Here is a 15,285-nt window from a genome sequence, read left to right as displayed (position 1 = left end):
CCGGCTAGCGGTCTTTCAGCAGGGACACCAGTTCGGGCACGTAGCGGTCGCCGCCGCCCTGCGTCACGGCCTGGTCGTAGGTGTGCAGCACGGCCGCGCCGATTTCCCGCACGGCGCCCGTTTCGGCGGCCATGGTGTTGTAGTAGGACAGGTCCTTCTGCGCGTTCGACATGAAGAACCGCAGCGAGGACGGGTCCTGTTCCAGCAGGTACGGCTTGATGCGCTCCAGCGCCACGCCGCCTCCGCCGCCCTTGGCCAGCACGTCGGCGAACACGGCGGGATCGATATCCGCGCGCAGCGCGCAGGCCGCCGCTTCCGACAACAGGGCGATCACGCCCAGCGACACGTAGTTGTGCAGCAGCTTCATGCGGTGGCCGGCGCCCACGGGGCCGGCGTGCGTGATGTTCTCGGCAAAGCAGGCCAGCAAGGGCTTGCATTCCTCGAACAGCGCCGCCTCGCCGCCCACCAGCAGGTTGAGCCGGCCTTCGGCGGCTTCCTTGGGGGTGCGCGTCATCGGCGCATCCAGGAAGCGGCCGCCGGCTTGCGCCACGGCCTGCGCCACCTTTTCGGTGGAGGAGGGGATGGCGGTGGAGCAGTCGATGATGACCGTGCCGGGCCGCAGGCCTTCCAGCACGCCTCCCGCCGACAGCAGCACGGCTTCGACCTGCGGGCTGCCGGTGACGCACAGGATGATCACGTCGGACTGCGCCGCCAGCGAGGCGCCATCGGCGACGCTGGCCGCCCCGGCGGCCTTCAGCGCGTCCAGCGGCTGGTTGCCGGGGTGTTCGAGCACCGTCAGCGCGTGACCGTGCTTGACCAGATTGCTTGCGATGCCATGGCCCATGAGGCCGATTCCAACCATGCCGACTTTCGCCATCTTCCAGTGCTCCTGCCATGTAAGGGTGTTTGTTATCGCGTAAATCTTACTCCGACTCGCGGCGCTTCGAATATGCCGAAAGAAGCCTTCGAATCTTTCGGATGGTAAGCGGCGGGAGCCATTCCTAAAATCGTTCCACTGCCGCGGGCCATGCCTGGCGCGGATCGAAATACAACGGAGACAGCCGCCCGCCGGGCGGAACACATCAGCATGCCGCAAACCGAAAACGAGCCGGCCCCCAGCGCCGAACGACACTATTTCGAGCAGCTCGCGCAGGGCCGCTTCGTCATCCCGCAATGCCAGGCCTGCGCCCGGCACCATTTCTATCCCAGGGTGGTCTGCCCGCATTGCGGGTCCGACTCGCTTCGGTGGGTCGAGCCCAGCGGCCGGGGCGAGGTCTATTCCTCGACCGTCGTGCGCGGCAAGGGCGGCGATTACACCGTCTGCCTGGTGGACCTGGACGAGGGCCCGCGCCTGATGAGCCGCGTGGTGGACATGCCCGTGGAGGCCGTGGCCATCGGCCTGCGGGTCCGCGCAAGGATCGACGCCGTGGACGGCGCGCCGCTGCTGGTATTCGTGGCGCAGACGGAGGAACGGGCATGAGCCGAAGCCATCGCGGCGCGATCGCCGTCCTGGGAACCGGCATGGCCGGACTGGGCGATTGCCAAGGCCGTACCGAACAGGAAATCATCGCGCAGGCGTCCCACCGCGCCGTGGCCGCCAGCGGCCTGAAGATGCAGGATATCGACGGCATCATCACTTCCAGCCTGACCTCGCCCTGGTGGGTGATGCGGATGGCGGAGTACCTGGGGATCCGGCCTCGCTTCTCCGACAGCACCATGTTCGGCGGATCGTCGTTCATCGCCGACCTGAAGATCGCGGCGATGGCCATCGAGGCCGGCCAGTGCGACCACGTGCTGGTCTGCTACGGCGCCAATCCGCGCAGCGCGCCCAGCAGCACGCAGATCAACCAGATGCGGGCGGCGCTGGATCCGCAGCCCTACGAGCACCCCTACAAGCCGTTCAACCCGGTATCCAGCTACGCGCTGGCGGCCGCGCGCCACATGCACCAGTACGGCACCACCCGGCGGCAACTGGCCGAGGTCGCGGTGGCGGCGCGCAAATGGGCGCAGTTGAATCCCGACGCCTTCCTGCGCACGCCGCTCACGATCGACGAGGTGCTGGGCGCGAAGATGATCTCGGACCCCCTGACCGTGCGCGATTGCTGCCTGGTGACCGACGGCGCGGGCGCCTTCGTGGTCGCGCGCGCCGACCGGGCCCGCGATCTGCATCCGCGTCCCATCTACGTGCTGGGCACCGGCCATGCGCACTGGCACCGCCAGATATCGTGCATGCCCGACGTTACCGTCACCCCGGCGGTGGACTCCGGCCGGACCGCGTTCGCCGAGGCGGGGCTGACGCCCGCCGATATCGACCTGGTCGAACTCTACGACGCCTTCACCATCAACCCCATCCTTTTCCTGGAAGACCTGGGCTTCTGCGCCAAGGGAGAGGGCGGCGCGTTCATCGGCGGCGGGCGCATCGAGCCGGGCGGCGACCTGCCGATGAACACCAACGGCGGCGGGCTGTCGTTCACCCATCCCGGCATGTACAGCATTTTCCTGGTGATCGAGGCTGTGGCGCAACTGCGCCGCGAAGCGGGCGAGCGCCAGGTGCCCAAGGCCGATGTCGCGCTGGTGCACGGCAACGGCGGGGTGCTGTCCAGCCAGGCCACCGCCATTCTTTCCCATTCCCTGTGACGCACGCCATGATGAACAAGACAGTCGATTCCGCCGCGCAGGCCGTGGCGGATATTCCGGACGGCGCCACCGTCCTGGTCAGCGGGTTCGGCCTGTCCGGACAACCCGTCGAATTGCTCGACGCGCTGGTGGAGCACGGCGCGCGCGGCTTGACCGTGGTGTGCAACAACAGCGGCGCCCGCGACAGCGGCCTGGCCCGCCTGATCCGGCTGGGCCGCGTGCGCAAGCTGATCGCCTCGTATCCGCGCGGCGCGGAGTCGCAGGCCTTCGAGTCGGCCTACGCCGACGGACTGATCGACTACGAATGCGTGCCGCAGGGCACGCTGGCCGAGCGCCTGCGGGCGGCCGGGTCGGGCCTGGGCGGCTTCTTCACGCCCACCGGCTACGGCACCTTGCTGGCCGAAGGCAAGGAGACGCGGATCATCAAGGGCGTGGGCCACGTGTTCGAGGAGCCCCTGCATGCCGACTACGCGCTCGTGAAGGCCTACTGCGCGGATCCCATGGGCAATCTCGTCTACCGCAAGGCGGGACGCAACTTCGGCCCGCTCATGTGCATGGCGGCGGCCACCGCCGTCGTCCAGGTCCATGCGCTGGCGGAGGTCGGCGGCCTGGATCCCGAGCACATCGTCACGCCCGGCATCTTCGTGCAGCGCGTGCTGCGCATTCCCGACGCCCAATTGACCGGAGCCCTGCAATGACCCAACGATATTCCCGCGAGGACATCGCGCGCCGCGCCGCGGCCGACATCCCTGCCGGTTCCTACGTCAACCTGGGCATCGGCCTGCCCGTCAGGGCGCTGGACTACTGGACGCCGGCGCATGGCGTCATCGTCCACAGCGAGAACGGCATCCTCGGCATGCGGGCGCGCTCGGACGCCGATCCGGTCGATCCGGACCTGACCAACGCGGCCAAGCAGAACGTCGCCATGGCCGCGGGCGGCAGCTTCTTCAACCACGCGGACTCTTTCGCCATGATGCGCGGCGGCCACCTGGACTATTGCATCCTGGGCGCCTACCAGGTCTCGGAGACCGGCGACCTGGCCAATTGGTCGCTGGGACAGCCTGGCGTCGCCGCGGCGGTCGGCGGCGCCATGGACCTGGCCGTGGGGGCCAAGCGGGTCCACGTGCTGATGGAACACCTGACCCGCGAAGGCGTGCCGCGCCTGCGCCGGGTATGCGACCTGCCGCTGACGGGCGCGGCGTGCGTGGACCGGGTCTATACCGACCTCGCCACGCTCGACGTCACGCCCGAGGGTTTCGTGGTGCGCGACATGGCCCCGGGCCTGACGCGCGCCGCGCTGCAGGCCGCGACCGACGCGCCGCTGCGTTTCGCGGAGGATCTGCGCGATGCCGAATGACGTTTCGCTGGAGGATTTCCGCGGCGAGGTCCGCGCGTTCCTGCGCGAGCGCCTGCCCGCCGACCTGCGGCGCAAGGTGCTGGACCACCAGCGGCTGGACAAGCAGGATTTCCTGCGCTGGCACCGCATCCTGCATGAAAAGGGCTGGGTCGCGCCGAACTGGCCGGCCGAGCACGGGGGCGCGGACTGGAGCATAGGCCAGCGCAACGCATTCGACGAAGAATGCGCGCTGGCGGGCGCGCCCGAAACCGTGCCCTTCGGGCTGCGCATGGTCGCGCCCGTCATCATGGCCTACGGCTCGGACTGGCAGAAAAGCCACTTCCTGCCGCGCATCCTGAGCGGGGAGGACTGGTGGTGCCAGGGGTATTCCGAGCCGGGCGCCGGCTCCGACCTCGCGTCGCTGGCCACCCGCGCCCGCCGCGAAGGCGACGTCTTCGTGGTGAACGGCCAGAAAACCTGGACGACCTACGCCCAATACGCCGACATGATGTTCTGCCTGGCGCGGACCAATCCCGACGCCAAGGCGCAGGAGGGCATTTCCTTCCTGCTCATCGACATGCGCAGTCCCGGCGTGTCGCTGCGGCCGATCCGGACGCTGGACGGCGGCGAAGAGATCAACGAAGTCTTCCTCGACGACGTGAGGGTGCCCGCGTCGCACCTGGTCGGCGAAGTGGACCGGGGCTGGACCTATGCCAAGTACCTGTTGTCGCACGAACGCTTCGGCGCGGCGCGGGTGGGGCGCGCCAAACGGGAACTGGGCCACCTGCAGCGGCTGGCGGCCAAGCGCAAGGCGGACGGCCGGCCGCTGGCCGAAGACCCCGTGTTCGCCCAGCGGCTGGCGCAACTGGAGATCGACACCCTGGCGCTGGAGCAGACCAATCTGCGGCTGATCGCGCGCGACCAGCGCGGCGCCGGACACGGCGCGGAAGCCTCGATACTGAAGTACCTGGGGTCCACGCTGGCGCAGCGCATCAGCGAGGCGCTGGTCGACACCGCCGGCACGCACGCGCTCGCCTATCGCTCCGACGCGCTGGAGCGCGATTATGCGCAAGGCGGCCCGACCCTGGAAGAAGAACTGGAAGCCATGCCCGGCTTCTACCTGAATCTGCGCAAGATCTCGATCTACGGCGGAACGGACGAGGTCCAGAAGAACATCATCGCCAAGCTCGCGCTGGGCGAGGCCGACGACTATACCGACGACCAGCGCGCGCTCGACGACGCCGTCGGACGATATCTGCAAGGGGAATACCCGCCGCCGGCGGCCCGGGCGGCGCTGCCGGCCGACGCGGACCCCGAGGCCTCGCCGCACTGGCGCGCCTTTGCCGACATGGGGCTGCTCGGGCTGGGGCTGCCGGCGTCGGCCGGCGGGATGGGGGGCGGGCTTGGCGACCTGTGCGTGCTGATGCAGCGTTTCGGCCGTCATCGGGTGACCGAACCGTACGACGCCAGCGCGCTGCTTTGCGGCCAGATGCTGTCGCGCCTGCCCGAGAGCGGGCGGGCGCAAGCCCTGCTGGCCGGTATCGCGCAGGGATCGGCGCCGCTGCTGGCCCATGCGGAGCCGGATTCGGATTGGCCGCTGGACGCGCCCTGCGCGACGGCGGAGCGCGATGGCGGCGGCTGGGTGCTGAACGGCGTCAAACGGCGCGTTCCCTACGGAGCGGGCGCCCGGCAGTTGCTGGTCACGGCGCGCGATGCCGAGGGGATGGCCGTATTCCTGGTCGAGGCCGGCGCGGCGGGGCTGGAGCGCCACGGCGCGCCCGGACTGGACGGCCGCCCCTACGCGGACATCGTGCTGAAGGGTTGCCGCGTCGATGCCGATGCCCGCCTGGGCCTGGCGGGCGAAGCCCTGGAACGGGCGGCCGACGCCACGCGGGTGGCCCTGTGCGCGGAAGCGCTGGGCGCCATGCAGGCGCTGCTGGACGCCACCCGCGATCACGTGGCCGCTCGCCGCCAGTTCGGCCAGCCGCTGGGCCGCTTCCAGGCGGTGCAGCACAGGCTGGTGGACATGCTGCTGGCGCTGGAGCAGGCGCGCTCGCTGACCTGGCTGGCGGCCGGCGCGGACCAGGCCGATGCGCGGCATTGGGCCCGTCTGGTGTCGGCAGCCAAGGCCAGTTGCGGCGCGGCCGCGCGCTACATCGGCCAGCAGAGCATCCAACTGCATGGCGGCATGGGCATGACGGACGAGCTGCCCGTGGGCCATTACGTCAAACGCCTGCTGGCCATCGAACACACGCTGGGCGACGCCCGCCACCATCTCAACCGCTATCAGCGGCTGGCGACGGCCTGAGCCGCGCCGCCGAAAGGGTATACCCATGAGCTTGACCGCCACCTCGCCGTCCCGCGATCTTTCCGACACCGTCCGCTACGCCCTGCATGGGCGCGCGGCCGTCATCTTCCTCGATAACCCGCCCGTCAATGGCCTGGGCGATACCGTGCGCCGCGGGGTCCATGAAGGCCTGGCCCTGGCGCGAGCGGATGCCGGCGTCGACGCCATCGTTATCGCCGGCGCCGGCAAGGCCTTCTGCGGCGGCGCCGACATCCGTCAGTTCAATACGCCGGCGGCGACCGCCAGGCCCATGTTGCGCGACGTGATCGCGGCCATCGAGGCGTCCGGCAAGCCGGTGGTGGCCGCCATCCACGGTTTCGCCTTGGGCGGCGGGCTGGAGCTGGCCCTGGGATGCCATTACCGCGTGGCGCAGGCGGGCGCCCGGCTGGGGCTGCCGGAAGTGAACCTTGGCCTAGTGCCGGGCGGCGGCGGCACGCAGCGCCTGCCGCGGCTGATCGGCGTGTTGCCCGCGCTGGAAATGATCCAGTCCGGCAAACCGCTGGATGCCGCGGCCGCCCTGGCCGCGGGGCTGGTGGATGCGGTCGCCGAAGGCGATCTGCTGGATGCCGCGCTGTCCTACGCCCTCGAGCGCGCGCACCTGGCATCGCATCCGGTCGCTTCGCGCCGCGCCTTGAGCGCGGACGGCGTGGATTTTTCAGCGGCGCGTGCCCGCGTCAATCCCAAGGCCCGCAACGCGATCGCGCAACGCGCGGCGGTCGACTGCGTCGAGGCCGCGACGCGCCTGCCGATCGAGGCGGGTCTGGACGAGGAACGCCGGTTGTTCGACGCGCTGGTCGAAGGCGACGCCTCCAAGGCGCTGCGCCACCTGTTCTTCGCCGAGAAGGAAGCGCCGCGCGTTTCCGGCGGCGGCCGTGCGGGCGAGGTCGGACGCGTGGGCATCCTGGGCGCCGGCACCATGGGCGGGGGGATCGCCATGGCGTTTTCCAACGCCGGCTATTCCGTGACGCTGTACGAACGCGATCAGGCGGCGCTGGACCGGGGCATGGCGCTGATCCGCAAGAACTACGAGATCACCGCCGCCAAGGGCAAGCTCGACGCCGCCGGCGTCGAGGCCCGGCTGGCGCGCATCGCGCCCAGCCTGGACCTCCAGGACCTGGCGCCAGCCGATCTCGTCATCGAGGCCGTGTTCGAGGACATGGCGGTCAAGCAGGCCGTGTTCCGGCAACTGGACGCCGTGTGCAAGCCGGGCGCGATTCTGGCCACCAACACGTCGCGCCTGAACATCGACGAGATCGCGGCCTGCACGGCGCGTCCGGAGGCGGTGATCGGACTGCACTTCTTCAGCCCGGCCAACGTCATGAAGCTGCTGGAGGTGGTGCGCGGCGCGCGCACCGGCGCCGACGTCATCGCCACCTGCATGGCCGTGGCGCAGAAAATCGGCAAGATTCCCGTACTGGTCGGGGTGTGCGAAGGTTTCGTCGGCAACCGCATGCTGACGGGCTACTGGCGAGAGGCCGGCTTCCTGCTGGAAGAGGGCGCCAGCCCGCAGCAGATCGACGGCGCGCTGACGCGCTTCGGCATGGCCATGGGGCCATTGGCCATGGCCGACCTGGCGGGCATGGACATCAATTGGGCCACGCGCAAGCGCCTGGCCCCCACGCGGCCCGCGCACCTGCGCTATTCCAAGGTGGCGGACCGCATTTGCGAACTCGGCCGTTTCGGCCAGAAGACCCAGGCGGGCTACTACCGCTACGAGCCGGGCAGCCGGCAGCCGCTGCCCGATCCCGTGGTGGACGGCATCATCGAGGAATGCGCGCGCGAGGCCGGCATCGTCCGCCGGCCGGTGAGCGACGAGGAAATCGTCGAACGCTGCATGCTGGCGCTGGTCAATGAGGGCGCGCGGATCATCGAGGAGGGCATCGCGCAGCGTGCCTCGGACGTGGACGTGGTCTATGTCCATGGCTACGGTTTTCCGGGCGCGCGCGGCGGCCCGATGTTCTATGCCCAGACGCTGGGGCTGGCGGCGACGCTGGAGAAAATCCGGGCCTTGCAGCGCGTCCATGGCGGGCATTGGGCCCCCGCAGCCCTGCTCGAGCATCGGGTGGAAGAGGGCGCGACGGTTTTCTGACGCGTCCGCGCCATGGCCAGGGCCGCGCCCGGCGTCCAGCCGGCCGCGGCCTTCTTTGCGATACTGTCGTTTCCTAGACCTTGGCCCCAGCCATGACAGACTCCATTCCTTCCGGTTTCGCGCCCTGGCGCCCGAGCAGTCCCTTCATGGCGCACCTGGCTGAGCTCGGCGCGCTGTACAAGCGCGACGCCGACAGCGTGCTCGCCCTGCGCGTGGAGCACGCGCACACGAATATGCACTCCATCGCCCATGGCGGGCTGCTGGCGACCCTGGCCGACAGCGCCCTGGGGCACACTATCGCGCACCAGGCGCAGGTCTCGGTCGTGACCGTGCAGATGTCGGTGGAGTTCTTGAATCCGGTCAAGCCCGGCGATTGGCTCGAGGCGCACGTCCGGATCGACAAACAGGGCCGGCGCCTGATCTACGCCACCTGCCTGCTGCAGGTGGAGGGCCGCGTCATGCTCAAGGCCAACGCGGTGTTCGCCGTGCGCGCGGCGCACACGCCGGCGTCGGACGGCTAGGGCGGGCCGCGGGAGCGGCCCGCCCTAGCCCATCCCGTTTACTCCACCTTGACGCCGGTGGTCTGGACCACGTTGCGCCATTTGGCCGTTTCGTCCGCGACGAAGCCCGCTACCTGCTTCGGCGTCATGGGGCCGAGCGGTTCGCTGTTCTGCCCGGCCAGCCGCTGGACCATCTCGGGCGAGTTCATGATCTGGTTGGTGGCTTCGTTCAGCTTGGCCACGATCGCCGGGTCCGTGCCCGCCGGCGCGTAGAAGCCCAGCCAGGTGTAGACGTCCAGGCCCGGCGCTCCCGATTCGGCGAACGTGGGCAGGTCCGGGAAGAGCTTGCTGCGTTCGGCGCTGGCGACGCCGATGGGACGCAGTTGGCCCGATTTGATGAAGGGCGCCACGCTCATCGCGTCCTGCACCGCGACCTTCAGCTCGCCCGACACGACCGCGTTGGTGGCCGGGGACGCGCCCTTGTAGGGCACGTGTTCCATCGGCACGCCCGTGATCTTCTTCAGCCATTCGCCGCCCAGATGGGTGGAGCCGCCGAAGCCCGCCGAACCGTAGGGCACGCCGGGCTGCGACTTGCCCCAGCTAAGGAATTCCGGGATGGTCTTGACGGGCAGGCCCGCGTTGACCACCACCAGGTTCGGGGCGCGCGCAAGAATCGCGATGGGCTCGAAATCCTTTACCGGGTCATAGCGGACCTTGTCGTTGACCGCCGGGCCGATCACGTGGCCGGTGGCGCTGACCAGCAGCGTATAGCCATCGTTTTTCTGGCGCGAAACCAGTTCGGTGCCGACCTGCCCGGCGGCGCCGGGCTTGTTCTCGACCACGAAGGTCTGGTTGAAGCGCTTGCCCAGTTCGGCCGACAGCAGGCGGGCGACGATGTCGGTCATGCCGCCGGGGGCGAAGGCCACGACGACGGTGACGGGGTGGTCGGGATAGTCGGCGCGGGCGGCGCCCGCGGCCAGGCTGCTCACGAGCAGCGCGCCGAGCGCGCCGCGTCGCAGGATGTTGCGGATCATGGTTGTCTCCAGGAGTCTTATCGTGAGGGGGGCGCGACTGCCAATGCGCCTCCGCGAGGGCAGTATGGCGGCGCCTCGCGCAATACTCCATCCGAAATATTCGAACTCAACGTTCGCGGCTTTCTAACGCGGCGCGGCGGCCCGGCTGGGGCGCTCGCCGCTTGAACGCCGACGAACACAGCGTTCGAAACATTCGACTCCTCGCCGCGCAACGCGGCCGGCATAATTTTCCGGATCGCCTGAATCACGGAGACACTATGCTTCACAATGCCTTGCGCGGCGTCAAAGTCGTGGACTTGTCGCGCATCCTCGCGGGCCCCTGGTGCACGCAGAACCTGTCGGACCTCGGCGCGCAGGTCATCAAGGTCGAACATCCCGGACGCGGCGACGATACGCGCGGCTGGGGGCCGCCAGACCTGCGGTCGGCCGACGGCGGCGCGTCGATGTCGGCGTACTTCATGGCCTGCAACCGAGGCAAGCAATCCGTCGCCATCGATTTCTCCACGGAAGCGGGCGCCGCCCGCGTGCGGGAGCTGGTCGCCGACGCCGACGTCCTGGTCGAGAACTACAAGGCCGGCGGCCTGCGCAAGTACGGGCTCGACTACGCCTCGCTCGCGAGCCTCAATCCGCGCCTGATCTATCTGTCCATCACCGGCTATGGCCAGTCCGGCCCCATGGCCGGCAAGCCGGGGTACGACTATGTGTTCCAAGGCATGGGCGGCCTGATGAGCTACACCGGCCAGCCCGATGGAACGCCGGGCGCGGGGCCGCTGCGCACCGGCGTGGCGGTGGTGGACCTGATGACCGGCATGTACGCCACTTCGGCCGTGCTGGCCGCGTTGCGGCAGCGCGACCAGACCGGGCGAGGCATGCCGCTGGATATCTGCCTGCTCGACGTCGCGGTGGCGCTGAACGCGAACCAGGGCGCCAACTACCTGGTGTCCGGCGAGGCGCCCAAACGCAGCGGCAACGCCCACCCGAACTGCGCGCCGTACGAGGTTTTCGCCTGCGCCGACGGCCACCTCATCCTGGCCATCGGCAACGACGGCCAGTTCGCGCGTTTCTGCGGCGTGGCGGGGCGCCCGGAATGGGCGGCCGATGCGCGCTACGCCACCAACAGCGCGCGCCTGGCGCACATGGACAGCCTGCGGCCGCTGATAGCCGAAACGCTGGCGGCCGCCGCGCGCAAGCGCTGGACGGACGCCTTCGACGCCGCTGGCGTGCCCTGGGGGCCCATCCACACGCTGGACGAGGTGTTCGCGCATCCGCAGGTGCTGCACCGCGGGCTGTTGCAGACCGCCACGCATCCCGTGCTGGGCGAATTGCGCCTGGTGCGCAACCCGCTGCTGGCGGGGACTCCGCCAGCAGCGATGGGCGCCGCGCCGCCGCTGCTGGGCGAGCACACGGATATCGTGCTGCCGAGTCCCGCCACTTTGTGATTCATCCGAGGAGACAACAATGAAATCCATACGATTCCCTCTGGCGGCGGCATGCGCCTGCCTGGTATTGCCGGCAATGGCCGCCGCCGAGTATCCCGACCGGCCCATCCGCCTGGTCGTTCCCTATGCCGTCGGAGGCACGACGGACATCATCGCCCGCGTGGTCGGCAACAAGCTTGGCGAGCGGCTTGGCCAATCCGTCGTCGTCGAGAACCGGCCCGGCGCCGGCGGCAGCATCGGTTCGGCCTATGCCGCCAAGCAGCCCGCCGACGGCTATACCCTGGTGATGGCGGTCGAAAGCTCCCACGCCGTCAATCCGAACGTCTACGCAAGAAGCGCCTACGACCCCGTCAAGGATTTCGCGCCCATCAGCAATCTGGCCGACGTTCCCAACGTGCTGGTGGTGAACCCGGCGCTGCCCGCGCCGGACCTCGCGGCATTCCTGCGGCTGCTGAAGGCGGAACCGGACAAGTACGCCTTCGGTTCTTCCGGCAACGGCGGCTTGAGCCACATGAATGGCGAGCTGTTCCTGAAGACGACCGGCACCCGCATGCTGCATGTCCCCTACAAAGGCCTGGGGCCGGCGCTCAACGATCTGGTGGCGGGGCAGGTACAGGTCGTGTTCGACAATATCCCGTCGTCCAATCCCCTGATCCAGGCGCAGCGTATCCGCCCGCTCGCCGTGGCGGCGAAGCAGCGGCTGAAAGTCCTGCCCGACGTGCCGACCTACGCCGAAGCGGGCCTGCCGGCGATGAACCATCCTTCATGGTTCGGGCTGGCCGCGCCCGCCGGAACGCCGGCCGCCGTGCTGGACAAGCTGAACGCGGCGGTGCGCGAGGCGCTGGCCGATCCCGCCACCGCCGACGCCATCGAGAAGCAGGGCGCCATGCCCAGTCCGATGTCGCGCGACGAGTTCGGCGCGCTGATCGCGCAATCCTACGGCCACTGGAAGACCGTGGTCGAGGACATCAAATTCGAGAAAATGCAGTAACCAGGAACCCTCATGAGCACCAGATCCTTTACCGTTCCCCATGCCCGCGCCGAGATCGAGGCGTCCGGCATCGCCACCCTGACCATGCAGGACGCCGGCGTGCTGAATATCCTGAGCACGCCGGTGATCGATGGCCTTCGAGAAGCGCTCGCGCAACTGCGCGACGACGATGCGGTGCGCGTGCTGGTCCTGCGAGGCGCCAGCGACCGCGCCTTCGTGGCCGGCGCCGACATCGCGGAAATGGCCGCGCTCGACGAGCAGAAGGCGCGGACCTTCATTTCGAACCTGCGCGACCTCTGCAATGCGGTCCGCCACTTCCCGGTGCCCGTCATCGCGCGCATTCCGGGCTGGTGCCTGGGCGGCGGCCTGGAGTTCGCCCTGGCCTGCGACCTGCGCATCAGCGCCGACGACGCGCAGTTCGGCATGCCCGAGGTGAAGGTGGGCATTCCCTCGGTGATACACGCCGCGCTCATGCCGCCGTTGATCGGCGCCGCCAACAGCGCCTGGATGCTGCTCACGGGCGATCTGATCGACGCCAGGCGCGCGCGGGACTGGGGCCTGGTGAACGCCGCGGTGCCCCGGGCCGACCTGGACGCCGCCGTGCGCAAGCTGGCCGAGGGCTTCGCCGCGCTCGGCCCGGCGGCGCTGCGCCAGCAGAAGAAGCTGTTGCGCCGCTGGGAGACGATGTCGGTGGACCAGGCGATCGAGGACAGCGTCGCGGAATTCGGGGCCGCTTTCAATACCGGCGAACCCCAGAAGTTCATGAATGAATTCCTGGAAAGCAAGCGCCGCCGGTAGACCTGGCCCCCACGTTGAATACGTCCCCGGGGTGCCGGACCGCCGTTGGAACTTTCCCGCGCGCCCCGTTACTCAGACCATGAGCCTGGCGGGCAGTCCATGTCCGTCGCCCTTCGGACATCGATTCACGGGAAAGCCATGGTTACGCAAGTGCAGGGAGCCTCGGGCCAACTTCAAACGAATTTGCTCGCCCGCATCGGGAATCAGTTCCAGAATTTCGCCGCGGCGATCGGGCAGGGGCTGAGCCGCGTCCTGGCGCGCGCGCAGGACGATCCCGCACCCCAGTTCGGCCGCCGCTACGCCCCGGTCAACGGAAACGCCTTCCAGGGCAGCGTGGCGGGCTACCGGGTCATGGGCGACAAGGCGAAGGGCGTCGAACCGGGTTTCATCGCCAAGCGCGACTGGACGCCGGGCGACTCCGTCAAACTGCAGAATCCGCAGCACAAGTTCCACCAGGACGCCCTGCGGATGACAGAGGAGTGGCTGGGCCCGCAACCCCCGCAGGGCGCGCCCGGCGACCAGGCCCTGCAGGCCATGCTGAACCAGGTGCTGACGTCCCTCTCCGAGTCCGATTCGCCGCATGCGGAAAATGCCCGGGAACTCTTGCAGTCCGTTAAGGACGGCGATGCGCCGGACGTGCTGGCAAGCCTGCGGGCCGACCAGGACCGGGATCCTGGCTTCACGAACGCATTGGTTTCGGGCCTGGTGCAGGAGGCCTTCGCCGGAAGCGCGCAGACCGCCGACGGGGCGCGCGCCGGGCACGCCAACGAAATGATGGACAGCCTGCGCCACGGCATCATGGAAACGCAGCCGAAGTTCAACAAGAACCACTACATCAAGCTCGATTATTACGAGGCCGACAAATCCGGGGACCGCTACCAGATTCCCAGCGACAAGGCGAAGAACGCGCTGCACCGCTGGTTCACGGGCGCCACCGCCAAGGACCGCAACGAGGGCGCGGTGCGCGAAGCGCTGGCCAACGACCTGATGCGCAGCCTGGGCATCCAGAGCCAGAAGCTCAAGATCGTGGAGGGCGAATATGCCGACGGGACGCCCAAGCTCATGCTGGACGGCACGCACGTGGACGGCACGGACGAGCACTCGTTCAGCGACTTCGACGGCAAGCCCCTGCGAGGCGAACGCTATCTGAAGGATGGCGTGCTGGTGCGCAACACGAAGGCGCAGGGCGATGCGAACGGCGTATACAGCGGGCCGCCCACGCTGGATTCCAGCATGAAGGAACTGGGCCGCAACAAGATCCTGCTGCTGCTGATGGCCGACCGCGACGCGCTCGGCTCCAAGGGCGGAAACAAGGGTTACGTGGGCGACACCTTTGTCGGCATCGATCCCGGCCATGCGCTGGAGGGCGGCCTGCTGGGCCGGCGCGGCGACATCAATTCGGATTTCTCGTTCAAGCAGCCCAGTATCCTCCCGGGCCAGGGCTACAAGAATTTCTCCATGTTCGACCAGAGCCCGCTTTCCGAAAAAATGGAGGGAGTGCGGCAGATCGCCAGGCTGAAAGAATCCGGCGCCGACTCCCAACTGTTCGACCTGTATGCCCAGCAGTTCGGCGACCAACGGCCCGATTCCGCCAATTTCGGCCAGCATATCCAGGGCATCAAGGCTCAGTACGAGGGGCGCCGCGACGACATCCTGCAGATATTCCAGGAGCGGCTTGCGGTGGACGATTTCGATTTCGGCGTCCCGAACACCGGCATCGACCATACGAACCTGCGCGACATTTCCCTCAACCTGCTCGACGGCCTGGAGAAGCTGACCTCCCCGACGACCGCGAAGACCGACAGCGGCATTCCGTTGCGGCATCCGCAGATCTCCGATCCATCGAAGCGCAAGGAATGGCATATCCGCCAGGAAGCAGGCACCAATGACCTGCTGTTCACGTGTTCGGGCTCGAAGAGCGACGTCGCCAAGATGAACAAAGCGCTTCAGAGCTACCTCGGGCCGCTCATGGGCCAGGGGGGGACGGCTCTTACGACGTCCCCCAACGGCAAGGAGGTCTCGCTGCGCGTGCCCGTCGGCATGGTGCCGCATATCGGCGCGATGCTCACCTCCACCTCCATCCTCAACCACAAGCATTGAGCCGTCCCGGCTCC

Annotated in this window: 13 protein-coding genes and 1 pseudogene; 12 read left to right on the top strand and 2 right to left on the bottom strand. The window is 68.6% G+C overall.

Annotated features, from left to right (window positions below):
- Positions 1-4: 4 nt before the first annotated feature.
- Positions 5-877, bottom strand: coding sequence for an NAD(P)-dependent oxidoreductase (locus WHX56_RS26050; protein ID WP_129241189.1), 873 nt, complete (start codon positions 875-877; stop codon positions 5-7).
- Between the two features lie 210 nt (positions 878-1,087).
- Here WHX56_RS26050 and WHX56_RS26045 point away from each other — a divergent pair, with 210 nt between their 5' ends.
- The 8 genes and pseudogenes from WHX56_RS26045 (at position 1,088) to WHX56_RS26010 (ending at position 8,930) form a co-directional block, all read left to right on the top strand.
- Positions 1,088-1,480, top strand: coding sequence for a Zn-ribbon domain-containing OB-fold protein (locus WHX56_RS26045; RefSeq protein WP_338879384.1), 393 nt, complete (start codon positions 1,088-1,090; stop codon positions 1,478-1,480).
- Positions 1,477-2,637, top strand: coding sequence for a thiolase (locus tag WHX56_RS26040; RefSeq protein WP_129241191.1), 1,161 nt, complete (start codon positions 1,477-1,479; stop codon positions 2,635-2,637). The genes WHX56_RS26045 and WHX56_RS26040 overlap by 4 nt, the downstream gene beginning before the upstream one ends.
- Before the next feature lie 8 nt (positions 2,638-2,645).
- Positions 2,646-3,335: a 3-oxoacid CoA-transferase subunit A gene (locus WHX56_RS26035; protein ID WP_287752438.1), complete on the top strand. Its 690-nt coding sequence runs from the start codon at positions 2,646-2,648 to the stop codon at positions 3,333-3,335.
- On the top strand, positions 3,332-3,994 hold the full coding sequence (locus WHX56_RS26030; RefSeq protein ID WP_129241193.1) for a 3-oxoacid CoA-transferase subunit B: 663 nt from the start codon (positions 3,332-3,334) through the stop codon (positions 3,992-3,994). Before WHX56_RS26035 ends, WHX56_RS26030 begins: the two co-directional genes overlap by 4 nt.
- Positions 3,984-5,171: pseudogene (locus WHX56_RS26025) on the top strand (acyl-CoA dehydrogenase family protein); the annotation flags it as partial. The gene WHX56_RS26030 and the pseudogene WHX56_RS26025, both read left to right, overlap by 11 nt.
- Positions 5,148-6,281, top strand: a complete 1,134-nt coding sequence (locus WHX56_RS26020) for an acyl-CoA dehydrogenase family protein (RefSeq protein WP_338881839.1) — start codon at positions 5,148-5,150, stop codon at positions 6,279-6,281. The pseudogene WHX56_RS26025 and the gene WHX56_RS26020, both read left to right, overlap by 24 nt.
- A 25-nt stretch (positions 6,282-6,306) precedes the next feature.
- Positions 6,307-8,409 (top strand): 3-hydroxyacyl-CoA dehydrogenase NAD-binding domain-containing protein, encoded by a 2,103-nt coding sequence (locus tag WHX56_RS26015; RefSeq protein ID WP_338879383.1) that lies wholly within the window; start codon positions 6,307-6,309, stop codon positions 8,407-8,409.
- 92 nt (positions 8,410-8,501) lie between these two features.
- A complete protein-coding gene (locus WHX56_RS26010; RefSeq protein WP_129241196.1) occupies positions 8,502-8,930 on the top strand; it encodes a PaaI family thioesterase in 429 nt (142 codons plus the stop codon).
- Between the two features lie 38 nt (positions 8,931-8,968).
- Here the strand turns inward: WHX56_RS26010 and WHX56_RS26005 are convergent, their stop codons facing one another.
- Entirely contained in the window at positions 8,969-9,943 is a 975-nt protein-coding gene (locus WHX56_RS26005; protein ID WP_129241197.1) for a Bug family tripartite tricarboxylate transporter substrate binding protein, read from the bottom strand.
- Positions 9,944-10,200: 257 nt separating this feature from the next.
- Here WHX56_RS26005 and WHX56_RS26000 point away from each other — a divergent pair, with 257 nt between their 5' ends.
- From WHX56_RS26000 to WHX56_RS25985, 4 genes are all read left to right on the top strand, one after another.
- A complete protein-coding gene (locus WHX56_RS26000) occupies positions 10,201-11,382 on the top strand; it encodes a CaiB/BaiF CoA transferase family protein (RefSeq protein WP_129241198.1) in 1,182 nt (393 codons plus the stop codon).
- A 19-nt stretch (positions 11,383-11,401) separates the two neighbouring features.
- The gene (locus tag WHX56_RS25995) at positions 11,402-12,373 is read left to right on the top strand and encodes a Bug family tripartite tricarboxylate transporter substrate binding protein (RefSeq protein ID WP_129241199.1); all 972 of its coding nucleotides are present in this window, start codon (positions 11,402-11,404) and stop codon (positions 12,371-12,373) included.
- Between the two features lie 12 nt (positions 12,374-12,385).
- Positions 12,386-13,171: an enoyl-CoA hydratase gene (locus WHX56_RS25990; RefSeq protein ID WP_129241200.1), complete on the top strand. Its 786-nt coding sequence runs from the start codon at positions 12,386-12,388 to the stop codon at positions 13,169-13,171.
- A 138-nt stretch (positions 13,172-13,309) separates the two neighbouring features.
- On the top strand, positions 13,310-15,271 hold the full coding sequence (locus tag WHX56_RS25985; RefSeq protein WP_338879382.1) for a hypothetical protein: 1,962 nt from the start codon (positions 13,310-13,312) through the stop codon (positions 15,269-15,271).
- Positions 15,272-15,285 lie beyond the last annotated feature (14 nt).

The organism is Achromobacter veterisilvae (genome assembly GCF_037619525.1).
Lineage (GTDB): Bacteria > Pseudomonadota > Gammaproteobacteria > Burkholderiales > Burkholderiaceae_B > Achromobacter > Achromobacter veterisilvae.
This window is presented reverse-complemented; position numbering and strand designations above follow the sequence as displayed.

Coding starts and splice junctions, on each gene's coding strand:
- WHX56_RS26035 (WP_287752438.1), top strand. CDS start 2,646: ATGATGAACAAGACAGTCGATTCCGCCGCGCAGGCCGTGGCGGATATT.
- WHX56_RS26040 (WP_129241191.1), top strand. CDS start 1,477: ATGAGCCGAAGCCATCGCGGCGCGATCGCCGTCCTGGGAACCGGCATG.
- WHX56_RS26050 (WP_129241189.1), bottom strand. CDS start 877: ATGGCGAAAGTCGGCATGGTTGGAATCGGCCTCATGGGCCATGGCATC.
- WHX56_RS25990 (WP_129241200.1), top strand. CDS start 12,386: ATGAGCACCAGATCCTTTACCGTTCCCCATGCCCGCGCCGAGATCGAG.
- WHX56_RS26045 (WP_338879384.1), top strand. CDS start 1,088: ATGCCGCAAACCGAAAACGAGCCGGCCCCCAGCGCCGAACGACACTAT.
- WHX56_RS26000 (WP_129241198.1), top strand. CDS start 10,201: ATGCTTCACAATGCCTTGCGCGGCGTCAAAGTCGTGGACTTGTCGCGC.
- WHX56_RS26005 (WP_129241197.1), bottom strand. CDS start 9,943: ATGATCCGCAACATCCTGCGACGCGGCGCGCTCGGCGCGCTGCTCGTG.
- WHX56_RS26010 (WP_129241196.1), top strand. CDS start 8,502: ATGACAGACTCCATTCCTTCCGGTTTCGCGCCCTGGCGCCCGAGCAGT.
- WHX56_RS25985 (WP_338879382.1), top strand. CDS start 13,310: ATGGTTACGCAAGTGCAGGGAGCCTCGGGCCAACTTCAAACGAATTTG.
- WHX56_RS26030 (WP_129241193.1), top strand. CDS start 3,332: ATGACCCAACGATATTCCCGCGAGGACATCGCGCGCCGCGCCGCGGCC.
- WHX56_RS26015 (WP_338879383.1), top strand. CDS start 6,307: ATGAGCTTGACCGCCACCTCGCCGTCCCGCGATCTTTCCGACACCGTC.
- WHX56_RS25995 (WP_129241199.1), top strand. CDS start 11,402: ATGAAATCCATACGATTCCCTCTGGCGGCGGCATGCGCCTGCCTGGTA.